15 protein-coding genes and 2 tRNA genes are annotated in these 18,398 nt (G+C 39.6%); all 17 read right to left on the bottom strand.

Annotated features, from left to right (window positions below):
• Window positions 1–1,449: 1,449 nt before the first annotated feature.
• Window positions 1,450–2,862, bottom strand: coding sequence for a Fe-S cluster assembly protein SufB (sufB, locus tag D8837_RS07915; RefSeq protein ID WP_000797054.1), 1,413 nt, complete (start codon window positions 2,860–2,862; stop codon window positions 1,450–1,452).
• 57 nt (window positions 2,863–2,919) lie between these two features.
• Window positions 2,920–3,360: a Fe-S cluster assembly sulfur transfer protein SufU gene (gene sufU, locus D8837_RS07910; protein ID WP_125392945.1), complete on the bottom strand. Its 441-nt coding sequence runs from the start codon at window positions 3,358–3,360 to the stop codon at window positions 2,920–2,922.
• Window positions 3,347–4,573, bottom strand: coding sequence for a cysteine desulfurase (locus D8837_RS07905; RefSeq protein ID WP_125456714.1), 1,227 nt, complete (start codon window positions 4,571–4,573; stop codon window positions 3,347–3,349). Before D8837_RS07905 ends, sufU begins: the two co-directional genes overlap by 14 nt.
• Window positions 4,574–4,583: 10 nt before the next feature.
• Window positions 4,584–5,846: a Fe-S cluster assembly protein SufD gene (sufD, locus tag D8837_RS07900; protein ID WP_125456713.1), complete on the bottom strand. Its 1,263-nt coding sequence runs from the start codon at window positions 5,844–5,846 to the stop codon at window positions 4,584–4,586.
• A 27-nt stretch (window positions 5,847–5,873) separates the two neighbouring features.
• Window positions 5,874–6,644: a Fe-S cluster assembly ATPase SufC gene (gene sufC / locus D8837_RS07895; protein ID WP_000114489.1), complete on the bottom strand. Its 771-nt coding sequence runs from the start codon at window positions 6,642–6,644 to the stop codon at window positions 5,874–5,876.
• A 150-nt stretch (window positions 6,645–6,794) separates the two neighbouring features.
• Window positions 6,795–6,989: a DUF3272 domain-containing protein gene (locus D8837_RS07890; protein WP_001081603.1), complete on the bottom strand. Its 195-nt coding sequence runs from the start codon at window positions 6,987–6,989 to the stop codon at window positions 6,795–6,797.
• 27 nt (window positions 6,990–7,016) lie between these two features.
• Window positions 7,017–8,672 (bottom strand): DNA polymerase III subunit gamma/tau, encoded by a 1,656-nt coding sequence (gene dnaX / locus D8837_RS07885; RefSeq protein ID WP_125456712.1) that lies wholly within the window; start codon window positions 8,670–8,672, stop codon window positions 7,017–7,019.
• On the bottom strand, window positions 8,672–9,169 hold the full coding sequence (locus D8837_RS07880; protein ID WP_125456711.1) for a GAF domain-containing protein: 498 nt from the start codon (window positions 9,167–9,169) through the stop codon (window positions 8,672–8,674). Before D8837_RS07880 ends, dnaX begins: the two co-directional genes overlap by 1 nt.
• Before the next feature lie 85 nt (window positions 9,170–9,254).
• A complete protein-coding gene (rpsA, locus tag D8837_RS07875) occupies window positions 9,255–10,457 on the bottom strand; it encodes a 30S ribosomal protein S1 (RefSeq protein WP_001001630.1) in 1,203 nt (400 codons plus the stop codon).
• Window positions 10,458–10,618: 161 nt separating this feature from the next.
• Window positions 10,619–10,690, bottom strand: a tRNA-Gln gene (locus D8837_RS07870).
• Window positions 10,691–10,699: 9 nt separating this feature from the next.
• Window positions 10,700–10,780: transfer RNA gene (locus tag D8837_RS07865), tRNA-Tyr, on the bottom strand.
• Window positions 10,781–10,829: 49 nt separating this feature from the next.
• Window positions 10,830–11,060 carry a DUF2969 domain-containing protein gene (locus D8837_RS07860; RefSeq protein WP_000037113.1) on the bottom strand — a complete coding sequence of 77 codons (231 nt, stop codon included), beginning with the start codon at window positions 11,058–11,060 and terminating at the stop codon, window positions 10,830–10,832.
• A gap of 98 nt (window positions 11,061–11,158) precedes the next feature.
• Window positions 11,159–13,126, bottom strand: coding sequence for a peptide ABC transporter substrate-binding protein (locus D8837_RS07855; protein ID WP_084888356.1), 1,968 nt, complete (start codon window positions 13,124–13,126; stop codon window positions 11,159–11,161).
• A 22-nt stretch (window positions 13,127–13,148) separates the two neighbouring features.
• The gene (locus D8837_RS07850; RefSeq protein ID WP_125456710.1) at window positions 13,149–14,171 is read right to left on the bottom strand and encodes a branched-chain amino acid aminotransferase; all 1,023 of its coding nucleotides are present in this window, start codon (window positions 14,169–14,171) and stop codon (window positions 13,149–13,151) included.
• 135 nt (window positions 14,172–14,306) lie between these two features.
• Window positions 14,307–16,778, bottom strand: coding sequence for a DNA topoisomerase IV subunit A (parC, locus tag D8837_RS07845; RefSeq protein WP_125456709.1), 2,472 nt, complete (start codon window positions 16,776–16,778; stop codon window positions 14,307–14,309).
• A 52-nt stretch (window positions 16,779–16,830) separates the two neighbouring features.
• The gene (locus D8837_RS07840) at window positions 16,831–17,565 is read right to left on the bottom strand and encodes a CPBP family intramembrane glutamic endopeptidase (protein WP_125456708.1); all 735 of its coding nucleotides are present in this window, start codon (window positions 17,563–17,565) and stop codon (window positions 16,831–16,833) included.
• A complete protein-coding gene (locus D8837_RS07835) occupies window positions 17,546–18,379 on the bottom strand; it encodes an aminoglycoside 6-adenylyltransferase (protein ID WP_125456707.1) in 834 nt (277 codons plus the stop codon). The genes D8837_RS07840 and D8837_RS07835 overlap by 20 nt, the downstream gene beginning before the upstream one ends.
• Window positions 18,380–18,398: the final 19 nt, after the last annotated feature.

Here is an 18,398-nt window from a genome sequence, read left to right as displayed (position 1 = left end):
AGGAATGAGTCCAAACTAATCTATTATTCACTTTAAACCCACCAATAAAACAAAAAAACGTGATGAAAGATAATACTGCAATAATCTCCAGAAGTGAGAACGGTATCTCTAAATGCTATTCACCCACAAATTTAAATCAGATAAAAATGATGATTTACTTCCACGAATAGACATTCCTTTTTCTATAACTTATTCTTATATTCTTAAGATATAAAAGTAAAAAAGAGACAGTATTACAGCATTTATCCAAATATTTGATCCAGGCTGTTCTAGGGCACTGTTAATCAAACAAAAAAATGAAAAAATAGCCAAGATACACTGAATAATTTTATGGGTTAATATCTTTATTTTGCTTTTGTTCTATATAAAAGTAGATGTCTATTCTATAACAAATATAAAAATCTTGGAATTTATTCTCCAATTTGTAAAGAGTTCTAGTTATACAGACTCAACCTCTTATTTGAAAAAAGTTAAAACTATGACATTACGTTCAGTCCCATCCTGCTGTCATAAAAGACTTTTTATTAGATAAAAAAGAAAACAAAACTGAAATACTAATAGTCATTTATTTACTATCATTCAATTGAAAAAGAGAGTACTAGAAGAAAAAGAATGTTTGAAAAATTTAATCCAAATTCCAATTTGATTGGCTCCTAGGGGATTTTCGAGGATTGTTTGATATGAACGATAAAAAGCATATAATTTCGCAGTTTATTTTTTTGGTATCTTTACGTAGCTCTTCATTTTTGTTCCTAGTAGCTCTTTTAACATTCCAATGCTTCAGTTCATAGTAATNTCTCCAGTATAGGAAATCCGGTATATACTCTTCTAGAAAAGGAGTAAAAATAGAAAATTACTCAGGTTTGTTAAAAATATAAACATCCATTTCTTCTAAAACAGACCAAACAGTAATTATATCGTATCGATACTACTAAAAAACTGACTTCAAATATGTTTTTGCTTCTCAAAACTATAATCTATACTTTCACTAGCATATCTAATAAGATAAACTGTTTCATTATATCCACTGAGGTCTAGATGAAACTTTGGCAGCCCTTTCTTCCTTTTATTATGTTCATCACTAAAAATTTCAAAGTAAAAGCTACTATTATCTGTTTCTTCAAAATAACCGTTCAGCCTAATAATTAAAGTCAAGGTAAGACTTTTGCTTATCCTCTTCTACCTAAATAATTAATTTCTACTATCATCTTCATTTAACTCCAAATTTTTCTATATAACCTTATTATACAAAATTCTTTATTTATTATGACTGCAAATAATTGAAAAAAAGTTCCACTCTGACTCTTGCGATTTACATCACAGAATTCAAAATGAAACAGTTTATTATTATGTATCTATCCTGTTATTAGTAGGTAAAAACAATGTATGTATTATAGAACCTATTTAATCTTCAGAAACATTAATTTTATATGAACTTAAGACGAATAATTACCCAACTGATCCTTCCATTTCGTAGCTGATCAAACGATTCAACTCAACAGCATATTCCATTGGAAGTTCTTTTGTGAAGGGCTCNACAAATCCCATAACAATCATCTCAGTTGCCTCAGATTCTGACAAACCACGGCTCATGAGATAATAGAGTTGTTCTTCAGAAATCTTAGATACCTTGGCTTCGTGCTCCAAAGCAACTTGCGAGTTGTGAATTTCATTAAACGGAATGGTATCTGATGCTGACAAGTCATCCATGATAATGGTATCACACTCGATGTGAGAAACAGATTTCTTAGAGTTTTTGTTAAAGGTTACCTGTCCACGGTAGTCCACCTTTCCTCCACCTTTAGCGATTGATTTAGACACGATAGACGAGCTTGTATGTGGAGCGTTGTGGATCATCTTAGCTCCAGTATCCTGATGTTGCCCTGCATTGGCAAAAGCGATAGAGAGCATGGTACCACGCGCCCCTTCTCCATCAAGGTAAACAGATGGATATTTCATGGTTGTTTTGGCACCCAAATTGCCATCAATCCACTCAACAGTGGCATCCTTTTGAGCCTTAGCACGTTTCGTTACCAAGTTATAGACGTTATCAGACCAGTTCTGGATGGTTGTATAACGCATATAAGCACCATCTAAGGCAAAGATTTCTACAATGGCTGCATGCAAGCTGTTACTTGAATAAGTTGGTGCTGTACATCCTTCAACGTAGTGGACACTTGCTCCCTCATCAACGATAATCAAGGTACGTTCAAACTGACCAGTATTTTCGTTGTTGATGCGGAAGTAAGTTTGAAGTGGGATATCTACCTTGACCCCTTTTGGTACGTAGATAAAGGTTCCACCAGACCATACTGCTGAGTTAAGGGCAGCCAATTTGTTATCTGTTGGCGGTACCAACTTAGCAAAGTATTGTTTAAACAAGTCTGGGTATTCCTTGAGGGCAGAATCTGTATCTGTAAAGATAATCCCCAATTTTTGGAACTCTTCCTTCATGTTATGGTAAACCACTTCTGACTCATACTGGGCAGAGGCACCAGCTAAATAAGCACGCTCAGCTTCTGGAATCCCGATACGTTCAAAGGTTTCTTTGATTTTTTCAGGAACTTCGTCCCATGAACGGGCTGGTTTGTCAGATGGTTTTTGATAGTAGATCAAGTCATCAAAATCAATCTCTGACAAGTCTGCTCCCCAAGTTTGCATGGGCATTTTTTTGAAGGTTTCATAAGACTTCAAACGGAATTCTAGCATCCACTCAGGTTCTCCCTTTGCAGCTGATAGTTCACGAATGACATCTTCATTCAATCCTTTTCCTGTCGATAGGACAGGCTCTACATCATCATGGAAACCAAATTTATATTCACCAAGGTCAATTGGTTTTGGTTCTACTCTTTCTTCAGCCATAATATCCTTTCTTTCATTCTTTATTTCTACTGATTCATAAGACAAAAGAAACTTGTCTTACTTATTTTCTTGATTTTCAATTGTTTTCTTCAGGGCATTCCAAGCTAGGGTTGCACACTTAATTCGTTGAGGGAATTTGGCAACACCTGACAAGAAAGCTGCATCGCCTAGTTGGTCTTGGCGTTCATCTTTTTGCCCTTGAACCATTTCAGAAAAAATAGTTGCAAGCTCTAAAATTTCTTGTTTGGTTTTTCCTAAAACTGCGTCCGTCATCATACTAGCAGATGCTGTAGAGATGGTGCAACCTGAGTTTAGAAAAGCGATATCCTCCAAACGATCCTCTGCATCAAACTTGACAGAGAGATTGATGACATCTCCACAGGTCGGATTATTGAGACTGATTTGTTCAGCGTCTTCTAACTTCCCTTGGTGATGTGGATTTTTCGAATGGTCCGCTACCACTGCCATGTAAAGGCTATCTAGTTTAGAAAGTGCCATTGAAAAACTCCTTTGTCTTTTGTAAGGCATCGACTAGCTTGTCACAATCTGCCTTGGTATTGTAGATATAAAAACTTGCGCGGGCTGTTGCTGGAACTTTCAAATACTGGAGCAAGGGTTGAGCGCAATGATGACCTGCTCGAACAGCCACTCCTTCATAATCCAGTGCTGTAGCAAGGTCGTGAGGATGAAGGTCTCCTAGGTTAAAGGCAATGACACCTGAACGTTGAGTCAAGTCCTGCGAACCATAAATGGTCAATCCTTCAATCGCCTGTAATTTTGGATAGACGTATCCGATTAATTCCTGCTCATGAGCTTCAATCACATCCATACCAATCTTTTCAAGATAATCTACTGCTTCAGCAAGTCCAATAGCACCTGCCATATTTGGCGTTCCAGCCTCAAATTTCCAAGGCAATTCCTTCCAACTAGCAGATTGCTCATAAACGAAATCAATCATTTCGCCGCCAAATTCTACTGGTGACATTTGCTCCAGATACTCTTCTTTACCATAAAGAACACCGATACCAGTCGGACCAGCCATCTTGTGACCCGAAAAGGCAAAGAAGTCCACATCCAAGTCCTGGACATCAATCTTCATATGAGGTGTAGACTGAGCACCATCCACTACCATGATGGCTCCAACTTGGTGGGCCATTTGAGTGATTTCTTTGATCGGATTGACCACACCAAGAACATTGGAAGCGTGAGCTAGGGAAACGAACTTGACCTTGTCCGTCAATTTAGCTCTCAAGTCATCCATATCCAAGGCGCCGTCCTTGAGATAAACATAGACCAGCTCCGCCCCAGTCTTACGGCAGACTTCTTGCCAAGGAATGATATTGGAATGATGTTCCATGACAGAAATCAAAACTTGATCTCCTTTAGTCAGAATCTCCTCAGCATAGCGTGCCACCCAGTTAAGGCTGGTTGTCGTTCCTCTGGTAAATAGAACTTCCTTTGTAGAGCCTGCATTGATAAACTTACGAATGGTTTCACGAGCGGCCTCATACGATGCAGTCGCCCTTTCAGCCAAGGTATGAACACCACGGTGAACATTGGCATTATCCTGTTCATAGTAGCGATTAATCGTTTCCAGAACTGCTTGTGGTTTTTGTGTCGTCGCAGCATTGTCCAAATAGACCAGTGGTTCATCATTAACAATCTGGTCTAAAATTGGAAAATCCTTGCGAATCGCTTCTACATCTAACATAGGCTTCCCCTTAGCGTTTTGACAATTTTTCTTCGATAGTTGCAATCATTTCATCACGAACTTCTTTGACTGGAATCTCAACGATAACGGATCCAAGGAAACCGCGGACAACCAAGCGCTCTGCAGTTGCCTTGTCCAAGCCACGGCTCATGAGGTAGTACATATCTTCTGGATCCACCTGACCGATAGAGGCCGCGTGACCAGCAGTTACGTCATTTTCATCAATCAAAAGAATTGGGTTGGCATCTGAACGAGCTTGGTCCGAAAGCATGAGAACACGACTCTCTTGTTGCGCATCTGCCCCCTTGGCACCCTTGATAATGTGACCGATACCATTGAAGGTCAAAGTTGCTTTTTCAAGGATAACCCCATGTTGGAGGATATTTCCGATAGAGTTGCACCCGTAGTTGGTTACACGAGTGTCAATCCCTTGCACCTGACGTCCACTTGAAAGAGCTACCACTTTAAGATCCGCATGGCTACCGTTACCAATCAAATCGCTATCAAAATCCGCAACGACGTTTCCTTCGTTCATGACACCGATTGCCCAGTCAATGCTTGCATCGTTACCCAATTTACCACGACGGCTAATGTAGGCAGTAACGTTTTCACCTAGACGGTCAATAGCGGCAAACTTCACTTGCGAACCAGAACGAGCAATCACTTCAACTGTGATATTGGCAGTTGCTTTTGCACTACCTCCACCGCGTGACTCTAAACGCTCCAGATAACTAATCTTAGAATTTTTACCAGCGATAATCATAATATGCTTGTTAAACGGCACATCACTATCGCTGTCTTGATAGAAAATTCCTTCTATTGGTTCTTTAATCTCAACATTATCAGGAATGTAGAGAACAGCACCACTGTTAAAATAAGCTGTATGGTAGGCTGCCAACTTGTCATCGTCATACTTAACAGATGACATAAAGAATTCTTCGATCAGCTCTGGAATTTCTTCTAAAGCTGAATGGAAGTCTGTAAAGACGACACCCTGTTCAGCTAACTCAACTGGAGTTTGCTCAAAAACAGTCTGAGTTCCTACTTGAACCAACTTCAAGTGATTATCTAGAGCTGTGAAATCTGGAACATTTGCTGATGGCTCACTTTCTGTAATCGTTCCATCACCCAGATTCCAACGGTGGAATTTGACACGCTCAATAACTGGTAATTCCAAAGTCTCAATCTTGTCAAAAGCTTTTTGACGGAGGTCAGCCAACCAGCTTGGTTCAGCGTGCATTTCTGAAAAAAGTTTAATATTTTCTTTAGTCATTTACTTCTCCTAAAAGATACGAGGGAATTACAATTCTTCCTTGTAGTCGTAGCCAAGTTCTTCAGCTAGTTTTGCGTATCCTTCACGTTCCAAACGCGCAGCCAATTCGGGACCACCAGAAAGGACAACACGACCTTCCATCATGACGTGTACCACATCTGGTGTGATGTAGTTCAAAAGACGTTGATAGTGAGTGATAATCATAGCACCAAAGCCTTCACCACGCATGGCATTAACACCTTTAGAAACAACTTTAAGAGCGTCAATATCAAGACCAGAGTCAATCTCATCCAAAAGGGCAAAAGTTGGTTCCAACATCAAAAGTTGAAGAATCTCATTACGTTTTTTCTCACCACCAGAGAAACCTTCGTTGAGGTAACGCTCAGCCATTTCTTCTTTCATGTTGAGCAATTCCATCTTCTCATCCAATTTAGTGATAAACTCACGAACTGAAATCTTCTCATCGTCTTCTTTACCAGCATTCATAGCTGCTCGAAGAAACTCAGCATTAGTAATACCAGGAATTTCTGATGGGTATTGCATAGCAAGGAAAAGTCCCATACGCGCACGCTCGTCCACTTCCAACTCAAGGATGTTTACGCCATCAAACAAGACCTCACCTTTGGTAACTTCATAGTTTGGATTTCCCATGATAGCTGCAGAAAGAGTCGATTTCCCAGTACCATTTGGTCCCATGATAGCGGCGATTTCTCCTGTTTTCAGGGTCAGGTTAACCCCTTTTAAAATTTCTTTTCCTTCAATCTCAACGTGAAGATCTTTGATCTCTAATACTGACATGATAATTCCTTTCTTTTTCAAGACCTTTACAGTGCTTACTAGAAACATACTTGATTTCCCTAGAAAATACGGTAAAAGGTCAATAAATATACTTTTATAGTATAACAAAAAAAAGCCTAAAAGGCTTTGATTTTGTCTAGAAGCTGAGGACTAGTCTTTTCCTTTTAAATGCTGGTCAATGACATCTACAATCTTGCCCATCAAGTAACTAACTCGGAAATTTCTAAAGAGCAAAATAGCCCAAAAGGTTGCCATAATATAACGACCAGTCATCCAAGCTTCATTGAAAAAATAGGTCTCAGCAGCTGTAAACAGCGCGATGATAATAAATTGTTGTCTATTCATAAACTTATTGTATCATGAAATCTTTCTTTAGTCTTCCTCTACCTTCACTTTATCAGCCAAAAATTCAAATCCTTCTGGAATCAGACTTTCTTCTACTTCTTTTTCAGTTTGAGAAGATTTGGCTTTGGCTGAAAAGGCTGCGCGAACTTCTTTCCATTCCTCCATGGAAATAGCTAAAATCTCGGGTGAAAAACCTGCTGCCTGACTGAGGATGTTGCCAAACATGGTGTTGAGATTGTCCCGTTTCATGGTTTGACCAGCATTGAAGTTAGATTCAAAAGCAAGAATAGCATGGTGTTCATTAGCTGCAACCGGTTGAGAACCAACTAGCAGAGCCTTATCAGGACCTCCAAGACTTTCAATCACCTCTCCCCAAGCATTCTGCAATCGAATCAGATTTTGACGTGCTAAATCAGGATTTTCGACAGCCTCTTGTAAGATAGATTGAACTTTATTGCGATCCACACGATAGACTGTTTTGCCTGCTGTTGGACGACTAGGAGCTGGATTTGTTGGCTTAGATACAGTTCCTACATTTGCCAGTTCATGTTTGAGACGGGAAACTTCCTGTCTCAGTGCAGAAATTTCACTTTCAACTGCCCCAGAAAGAGCTGCTTCAGGCTTAATCTCTGCCAAACGGATAGTCATCATCTCAGCATAAATCTTGGGCTGCAAACTAGACTTAATATCTGCTAAACTGACTGTCGCCAAACGAATCATTTCAAACAGATTTTCTTGAGGAAGTGCCAAATTTTCTACAAAGACTGGACTATGATGAGTATTTTCTCCACCTGTTTGAACAATTAACAAGTCTCTTAAATAGTGCAAAAGATCGGTCACAAAACGAGTCATGCTCTTACCATTGTCAAAGAGAAGATTCAAGCATGCTAGGGCCTTTGGAACATCCTGTTTAGACAAGGCAGCCACATAATCATCCAAGGCTGATAGACTAATGGTGCCAGTAATTTCTTCAGAGATGGCAGTCGTCAACTCATTTCCCTGTGTCAAACTCAGGGCTTGATCCAAAATAGACAAGGCATCTCGCATCCCACCGTCAGCCCGTCTGGCAATGATTTCCACAGCCTCTGGTTCAGAACTGATATTTTCTTTTTCTAAGATATAGCGGATATGTTCCTTAATATCCTGTGTCTTAATCGATTTAAATTCAAAACGTTGCACACGGGATAGAATAGTGGCAGGAATCTTGTGCAATTCAGTAGTAGCCAAAATAAAGACCACATTCTGTGTTGGCTCTTCTAACGTCTTTAGGAGGGCATTAAAAGCTCCTGTAGACAGCATGTGAACCTCATCTATGATATAGACCTTATAACGAGCAAGGCTAGGCGCATAGGTAGATTTATCACGAATTTCACGGATTTCATCCACCCCGTTATTAGAGGCTGCATCCATTTCAATGACATCTTCTAAACTACCATCCGTCACCGCTTGACAAATATAGCAGTTATTACAAGGTTCACCACCCACTTGATTTGGACAGTTCATAGCTTTAGCAAAAATCTTAGCCACACTGGTTTTTCCCGTTCCACGAGGACCAGAAAAAAGATAAGCGTGACTTATTTTCTCTTGCTCCACTGCTTGTTTAAGAGTCTTAGCCACAACTTCCTGTCCAACCAACTGGGAGAAGTTTTGACTTCTATATTTTCGATAAAGTGCTTGATACATTAGGCTTTCTCCCCAAACATTGTAAAGTCCCATTCTGTCTTTTCAAGCAAAATAGCGACAAATTGTTCCAAATAATCTCGATCCATAGCATCATAATCATCAATCTCTGAAGAATCCAGATCCAGAACTCCAAGTAATTGACCATTCTTTATCATCGGAACAACAATTTCACTTTTAGCTCGACTATCACAAGAAATATAGTTAGGATAGTTCGTTACATCACCAACTAGAACAGTTTCCTGAAAGTGAGCTGCCTCCCCACAAACACCTTTTCCAAGTGCAATACGGATGCAGGAAACACCACCTTGGAAAGGACCTAAAATCAATTCCTTTCCATCGAACAGATAAAAGCCTGCAAATACGGTATTAGGAAAGCGTGATTTTAAAAGAGCACTGGCGTTGGAAAGATTAGCCAAAACATTGGTTTCGCCTTCCAATAAAAAAGAGAGCTCCTCATTTAAGATTTGATAACGTGATTGTTTTTCTGATTCTAACATAGAACTATTATATCAAAAAAGGCTTACAGACAAAAGAAAAATCCCTTGTTTAGAAAACAAAGGATTTTGTGAATTTTCAATTTGATTAAAGTTCGATATCACCGAACAAGTCAGCCATTGAGAATCCTGTTTGTGTTTCTGGAAGTTCGAAATCACGTTTTTCTTGACGTTTTGGACGACGTGGACGAGCAGCACGTTTTTCTTCTTTTTGTCCTTCTTCTTGAGCTGGACGCTCTTCAAGAGCTTTGATAGAAAGTGATACGCGCTCTGCATCTGCGTTAACTTCAAGAACTTTAACTTTAACTTCTTGACCAACTTTAAGAGCTTCTTTTGGATTTTCAATACGTTTGTGTGAAATTTGTGATACGTGAACAAGTCCATCGATACCTGGCAATACTTCAACAAATGCACCGAAGTCAGTCAAACGTTTAACTGTTCCTTCTACTACATCACCTTTAGCCAATTTTTGCTCAACGCCATCCCATGGTCCAGGTGTTGTTGCTTTAAGTGAAAGTGATACGCGTCCTTCTTCTTCGTTAAGATCAAGGATTTTCACTTCAATTTCTTCACCAACAGTTACAACTGATTTTGGTGATACGTTACGTTCATGTGACAATTCAGTCAAGTGAACCAATCCGTCAACACCACCAAGGTCGATGAAAGCACCGAAACTTGTGATACGTGCAACTTTACCAGTTACAACATCACCAACAGCCAATTTACCGAATACTTCAGCGCGAGCTGCTGCTGTAGCTGCTTCAACAACTTCACGACGTGAAAGGATGAAGCGGTTTTCTTTAGCGTCAACTTCTTTGATTTTAGCATCAAATTCTTGACCTACAAAACGCTCAGTGTTACGTACGAAACGAGTATCCAACATTGAAGCTGGGATAAATCCACGAACACCTTCAAATTCTACTGAAAGTCCACCTTTAACGGCACGAGTTCCTTTAACAGTGACAACTTCTTCTTCGCGACCAACAAGTTTGTCCCATGCTTTGCGAGCTTCAAGGCGTTTTTTAGATACAAGGTATGTAACTGTATCAGTATCTTTACCAACTACTTGACGAAGTACAAGAACATCCAATACTTCTCCTACTTTAACAAAGTCATTGATATCTGCATCGCGATCGTTTGTCAATTCGCGAAGAGTCAAGACACCTTCAACACCAGTTCCAGAGATTGCAACGTTAGCTTGAGTCGCATCAACTGTCAATACTTCAGCACTAACAACATCACCAGTCTCAACTTGGCTAACGCTATTTAGCAAATCTTCAAATTCGTTCATCTAAAAAATCCTCCAACAATCAAGTTTTTCTTAAACTTGACATACTTATAATTTTTTTCCTAAGCACCCGCAAGGACATGTTCATATCGTTCACGTCTTTCAATTATAAAAATAAAATACCCTAAGATATTTTGCTTTTTATCTTGATTATTACCTAAGAACTGGGGTAGCTGGATTCGAACCAACGCATGAGGGAGTCAAAGTCCCTTGCCTTACCGCTTGGCTATACCCCATTGATGAAATGGAGAGAGAGGGATTCGAACCCCCGAACCCGAAGGAGCGGATTTACAGTCCGCCGCGTTTAGCCTCTTCGCTATCTCTCCTACAATCAACATGGACTATTATATCATGAAAATTTCAAAAAAACAAGACTTATTTTGCTAAATTATAATTTTCAATCAAAATTTCCACAGCTTTTTCCAATTTTTTATAAAAACTATCGACATTCCCATTCTTTATGATGGCAAATTGTCCATCTAATTCGGCAATTTCTCCGATAACTTTTTTACCAATGGTCAATGTATAACCTTCAAAACTGTCTTTTCCTACATTGACTTTAGCATCTGCTACTTGAATTTCAATTTTTTTATCTTTCTTACTCATTTCATACCTCTCTTCACTTTTTCTATTTTACAAGAAAATCCTAAAACTAGCAAGAAAAAACTCTATATCATTCCGAGTCTGATATAGAGTTTTCTACTTTATTTAATGTGTTTTTCTAGTTCTTTTTGGTACTTACCGTTTGATTCCAATTTTTCTTTTTGCCATTTTTTCAGTGCTTCTTCATATTCTTTTGTCGTAACGATATCTTTTTGCAATTTCATTCCTTTAAAGATATATGGGTCACCCTTAATACCAACTTGTGAGTATGGTTTTGAGAATGGCACTACATTACTTACAACTGGAGAACCACCAGATGAGGCTGTAGGCATCAATAATGAACTATCTGTCAACCAAGCTTGAGCCTTAGCATATTTTTCATAGCGTTCTTCAAGATTTGTAGTTTCTGAATCTGCATCATCCAATAATTTCTTATACTGGTCCAAACCAAGTTTCGCTACAACATCTTTATCTTTCCCCTTAGTAATACCAAGGTGTTTCATAGCAGAACCTGATTTAGGATCCATGATATTCAAGTAAGATGCTGGGTCTTGATAACTTGGAGCCCATCCTGTACTGTTCAAATCATAGTCTTTTTGAGAAGGAACACGCGCTTGTGAAGTGATTGTTTCCTTTTCATTATCTGTCATTTGAAGAACGTCGATGACAACATTTTCAGCACCAAGAGTTGATTCGATTGACTGTTTGAAAGAGTTGCTTTGTTGAACGGCGATGGTATCTGTTTGTTCAACTGGGACATCCAAGTGAATTGGGAATGTTACCCCTTTAGATTCCAAGTCTTTCTTAGCTTTTTCAAATGCTGCTTTAGCCTTGTCAGGGTTGTAGATAGAATCCTTACCGTCAACTAGCTCAACACCTTTCCACTGGTCACCATAGTTCACCAACTCTGCTTGAGCGATTTGACCAAAGTTTTTACCACCTGCTTGTACAAAGTTGTCAGGAACAAGGCTGTTACGAATAATCTTGTCCGCACCGTCTTCACCATTTAGCTGGGCGGCATAAGAATGGCGGTTGAAGGCAAAGTTAATAGCCTGACGGAAGTCCTTATTCAGCATAGCTTCTTTAGTTGAAGTTTTTTGCTCTTCACTTGTTTTCGCAGTTTTATTATATGACTGACGATTTACGTTAAAGGTGAAGTAATAGCTACTTGAGTCCTGTGGGCTATAAGTGATTTTATCTCCGTATTGTTCCAATGTTGAAGCAAAGTTTGAGCTACTTGGGAAGAGACGAGCTGTCGTATAGGCACCTGAAGAGAAGCTACGAATCAACGATTCCTGATCAGAACCATCGTAGTAAGTCAATTTAATCTTTTCGATCTTTACCTTTTCTTTATCCCAGTAGTTTGGATTTTTCTCGTATTCAATTAACGATTTAGACGTCAAGGTCTTCAAGATATAAGGACCATTGTAGAGAATTCCTGCTGGAGTAACTGCTCCATAATCTTTACCTGATGCCTTCAAAAACTCTTCATTTACAGGTAACATCGTTGCTGTAGTGACTTTAGAGTTCCAGAAGCTTTCTGGTTTGTTTAGGGTATATTCGACTGTGTAATCGTCCAAGGCCTTGACACCAACTGTAGAGAAATCATTGGTCTCACCAGTCATGTAGGCATCCAAGCCCTTGATTGAATTTTGGATGAGAGAGACACCATCTGACTTACCGTCAGCTACGTGTTTCAATCCTGTCACAAAGTCATGGGCAGTTACTTCTGCGTATTCTTCACCTTCTGAAGTATACCATTTAACCCCTTTACGAAGTTTATAGGTATAAGTCAAACCATCTTTTGAGACAGACCAATCTTCAGCTAAGGAAGGAATAACATTTCCGTATTGGTCATTTTCCATCAATCCATCAACCACATTCCCGATGACATCTGTTGTAGATGTACGAGTCGCTACACTATAGTCCAAAGACGCAGGATCTACTGCATAGACATATGAAAATGTTGTCGGTGCATCTGCTTCTTTATCAGCTTTTCCACAAGCCACTAATAGAGCTGTTGTGCTCAGGACCACTCCTGCTGTTAAGAGCCACTTTTTCGATTTCATAAAAAATCTCCTTTAGTTTATTTTAATCTACTTTTACAATCCAACCTTCTGGCGCTTCAATATCGCCAAACTGAATTCCTGTCAATTCATCATAGAGTTTACGAGTCATAGGACCTACTTCTGTCTCGCTATAGAATACATGGAAATCATCACCGTGCTGAATTCCACCAATTGGAGAAATAACTGCTGCTGTACCACAGGCACCTGCCTCTACAAAACGGTCAAGGTTATCAATCGGGACATCCCCCTCAATAGGAGTTAAGCCCAAGCGATGTTCTGCCAAGTAAAGCAAAGAATACTTGGTAATAGATGGCAAGATAGATGGACTCAATGGTGTTACAAACTCATTGTCAGCTGTAATTCCAAAGAAGTTAGCTGAACCGACTTCTTCAATCTTTGTATGTGTCGATGGGTCTAGATAGATAACATCTGAGAAATGACGTGACTTGGCCAATTTCCCTGGTAAGAGACTTGCAGCATAGTTTCCACCAACCTTAGCCGCACCTGTACCATTTGGAGCGGCACGGTCGTATTCATCCTGAATCAAGAAGTTGGTTGGAACCAAACCACCCTTAAAGTAATTTCCAACTGGCATAGCAAAGATGGTGAAAATGTATTCCTCTGCTGGTTTAACCCCAATAATATCTCCGACACCAATCAAAAGAGGGCGAAGATATAGGGTTCCACCTGTTCCGTATGGTGGTACGTATTCTTCATTCGCACGAACAACTGCCTTACAAGCTTCTACAAACATTTCTGTCGGAACTTGTGGCATCAAGAGACGGTCACATGTACGTTGCAGACGTTTGGCATTTTCATCAGGACGGAACAGTTGAATACTGCCATCCTTAGTACGGTAAGCTTTCAAACCTTCAAAGGCTTGTTGACCATAGTGAAGACTTGGAGAAGACTCTGAAATATGCAAGGTTGCATCTTCTGTAAGTTCTCCTTGATTCCATTGTCCATTTTTAAAATGAGCAATATAGCGATAAGGTAATTTCATATAGGAAAAACCGAGATTTTCCCAATCAATCGTTACTGTCATATTCCACTCCTTATTCTAAAAACCTATTTCTTTTATTCTACACTATTTTTCTAAAATAGCAAGTATATTTTGTAATTTTCAGAAAATTTCTTCAATAAAAAAGAACCAGTTCTGAGAACTGATTCTTCATTTCACTTATTTGACTTCTGTAAATATCTCTTTAAGATAAGCGTCAAAAACTTCTTCATCTGAAATGGTATCAGAAATGAAGCTACCATTACTTGTGCGTTCTGACAGATTCAAGTCTTGTAGTCGACTTTCATAGATTGTTCCTTTGTTAGATTGAACAAGCAGAGTTTGGTCATTCCCGTCTACTTCTGTACTGAAGAGATCACCAACGAAGCCTTGCTCTACAACTGCTCCTGCTAAGAAGACACGATGCGGTTTGTTTTTCAACTCACGCAAGACTTGTAGTCCTCGTTTGGCACGGCTGGTTGCCGGAATTTCGTCAATAGAAACACGTTTCAAACTTCCACGTTGAGTCAAAAGGTAGAAGGACGAGGTGTTACAGATAAAGGCGGATTGGAGAATATCATCTTCTTTCAAATTCATAGCCTTAACACCTGCAGCCTTAGCACCGACAACTGGAACCTCTTCGATATTGAAACGAAGGGCATAACCATTTTGGCTAATCAAGAGAACATCATCCAGTTTAATTGGAGCCACTGCTACAATCTGGTCTGTCTCGTCTTTGAGCTTAGTATACTTGACTGACTTAGACTTGTAGGTCCGCCATGGAGTGAATTCTTTTCGTTCTACACGCTTGATTTGACCGAGACGAGTCGCAGCAAAGTAAGTTGTCGCATCATCAAACTGATCTACTACTTCAACATAAAGGATTTCTTCGTTAGTTTCAAAGTTTGTGATGGTTTGGCTCAGATGCTCTCCGATATCCTTCCAGCGAATATCTGCCAATTCATGAATTGGTCTATATATGACATTCCCAAGAGTTGTGAACATCAAGAGATGCTGGGTTGTCTTGGCAGCTTGTACAAAGATCAAACGGTCATCATCACGTTTGCCAATTTCCTCTAGCGTTGAAGCTGCAAAAGAACGTGGACTGGTACGCTTGATATAACCTGCCTTGGTCACGCTGACATAGGTATCTTCCTCAACGATAAGACTAGCTGTATCAATCTCAATTACTTTTGCTGTGTCTTCTAAAGTGCTCAAACGTGGTGTCGCAAATTTCTTCTTGACCTCACGAAGTTCTTTCTTCATAAGATTGTACATGGTCCGTTCATCTCCAATGATAGCAGCAAGCATGGCAATCTTTTCACGAAGTTCTGCTTCTTCTTCTTGCAAGACAACAACGTCTGTATTGGTCAAACGGTACAGTTGCAAGGTAACGATGGCCTCAGCCTGTTCTTCCGTAAAATCATAGCTGACCTTGAGGTTCTCTTTGGCATCAGCCTTGTTCTCAGAAGCACGGATAAGAGCAATGACTTCATCTAAAATAGAGATGACACGAATCAATCCTTCGACGATATGGAGACGTTTTTCAGCCTTTTCCTTATCAAAGCGTGACCGCGCCAAAATCACTTCACGACGGTGGGCAATATAGCTAGACAAGATTGGGACAATCCCGACCTGACGAGGTGTGAAATTGTCAATCGCCACCATGTTAAAGTTGTAGTTGATTTGCAGATCAGTGTATTTGAAAAGATAATTAAGAACAAGCTCCGTATTAGCGTCTTTTTTGAGCTCAATAGCGATTCGAAGACCGTCACGGTCAGACTCATCGCGAACCTCAGCAATACCAGCCACCTTGTTATTGACACGAACATCATCGATTTTCTTGACTAGATTGGCCTTGTTGATTTCATAAGGAATCTCAGTAATAACGATTTGTTCCTTACCACCTTTTAGCTTTTCAATCTCAGTCTTGGAACGAACAACCACGCGCCCCTTACCAGTTTCGTAGGCTTTCTTGATTTCGTCACGCCCTTGGATAATTCCTCCAGTCGGGAAGTCTGGTCCAGGCAAGAATTCCATAAGTTTATCAACCTTGGCAGTTGGGTGGTCAATCATGTAAACCGCCGCATCGATGACCTCAGCTAAATTATGGGGAGGAATATCTGTGGCATATCCAGCCGAAATACCAGTCGATCCATTTACCAAGAGGTTGGGAAAGGCTGCTGGCAAGACTGTCGGCTCTTTCTCGGTATCATCAAAGTTCCATGCAAAAGGAACAGTCTTTTTCTCGATATCCTGAAGAAGATAGCCAGCAATCTCAGACAAACGCGCCTCGGTATAACGCATAGCTGCAGGCGGATCTCCGTCCATAGAACCGTTGTTACCGTGCATTTCGACTAGAATCTCACGATTTTTCCAGTCCTGTGACATACGAACCATGGCATCATAGATAGAAGAATCCCCGTGTGGGTGGAAATTCCCCATGATGTTACCGACAGACTTAGCCGACTTACGGTAGCTCTTGTCAAAGGTATTGCCATCCTTATTCATAGAATAAAGAATGCGACGCTGAACCGGCTTCAAGCCATCACGAATATCCGGCAAAGCCCGGTCTTGAATGATGTATTTGGAGTAGCGACCAAAGCGCTCTCCCATGATGTCCTCTAGGGACATATTTTGAATGTTAGACATAATAATTCTCTTTTTAGTGTTTTATTGTAAAGTAAATCTATATTTTATAAATTTAACTGTTTCTTTGTAGGTAGTGAGAAAAGAGGAGCAATCCTACTAATCCTAGAATGAATAAAAGATTAATTTTAATAACAAATAAGCTAAGTAGGGTATTAATTAGGCCGTGAAAAATGGCGCAAAAAAGGACCGACTTAGTCTTTTTGAAAACAGCTGCTAGAAGAATACTGAGATAAATTGCAAATAGACTGAATAATATAAAAGGCATCCTACTTTGGGAACTTCCAATTACAAACCATAAAGGTACATGCCATATTGCCCAAATAGAACCTGTTATCAAACCGGAAATCCAAAAGGAGAATCTAGTTTCCAAAGTTGGTTGCAAGATGCCTCGCCATCCCAATTCTTCTTCGCCACCATAAACACAGACTGCACTCAAAAAAACAACAAACAAATTTCCTAGTGGAAAAGCCGGATTAACCTCCTTAGATGAGAAAGCAATGACACCTGTTTGCACGAAAATTATTAAAAGAAATAACAAAATATATTTCTTTGAGTCCCCTAAGATAAAAGAGACTATGCTTTTAATGGATTTTTGAGGCAAACAAGAAATGGCTGCAATGGTTGGACCGAAACCTCCTAGTAAATGGAGAAAAACTCCTAGTGGACTTGTTAGACTTAAGAGGCTCATTTGCGTCAAAAAAGCGAGCAATCCCCAACCAAATCCCCAAGAAATGAGAAAACTAATCAGTAAAAATTTTGTTATCTTATTATTTTGTAAATGTTTCATTTTTTTCGAGTCTTTCCTCAGCATACTCAATCATCTTCTCAGCTACTTCCATATCATAGTCAAATCCCATCTTGTGAGCAAGGAATTGAGACTCTTTGTGGAAAAGTTCCATCGTAGCAAATAAAGACTGGGTGATTTTATCTAAACTTGAGAAATCAAGCAGATTTGAGAATTGTTTCTCTTTCTCAGCAGGTAAATAGTTAAAGAGATACTTGTAGTTTTTGCCGATATCGACCTTTCCCCTATCGCTTACTACCTGCCAAGCCAAGACCTTCAAGAGTTCTTGTTGACAAATACCATAAAGATGGTCAGTGGCATAGATGACTTGTTTGCGACAAATCCCTTTAACCACGTAAGATGATACCCACCAAAATTCATTGCAGGCTTTTTCAAAATCAATCGCTCTAGCTGGACTTGTCCAAAAGCGCTGAGGACTTGGGGAATAAGGGTCAAACAAACCTTTATCATCTTTCAAAACTGTATAATCAGCCTCACTATCCACCCACTCTTGAATTTGTTGTTTTGGACAGAGGGTTAGATCAATTCGATTTCCATCTTCAAAGAGCATGAGAAATAGACGGCGATGACTAAAACCAACTTCTTGCTNAATAATGCGCTTCCCAAACAGGTCTAGCCAAGAAAGGTCACTCGTCAGATTATCTAAATCGTCCACGACATAGACCACGTCATAGTCTTGAAATTCATCTTTTGGTGCTTGTGAATTTGTCCGTGAACCAGACATAGCGACGGCCTCGACTTGAAGCGTTTTTGCTGTTTGAAAAATTAAATCAAGTATTTCGGGTTCTGTTCTCATGTTTATCATTTCTTTGTTT

It is taken from the genome of Streptococcus mitis, assembly GCF_003942965.1.
Classification (GTDB): domain Bacteria; phylum Bacillota; class Bacilli; order Lactobacillales; family Streptococcaceae; genus Streptococcus; species Streptococcus mitis_BH.
The sequence above is the reverse complement of the archived record's forward strand: the minus strand, read 5'-3'. Positions and strand labels throughout refer to the sequence as shown.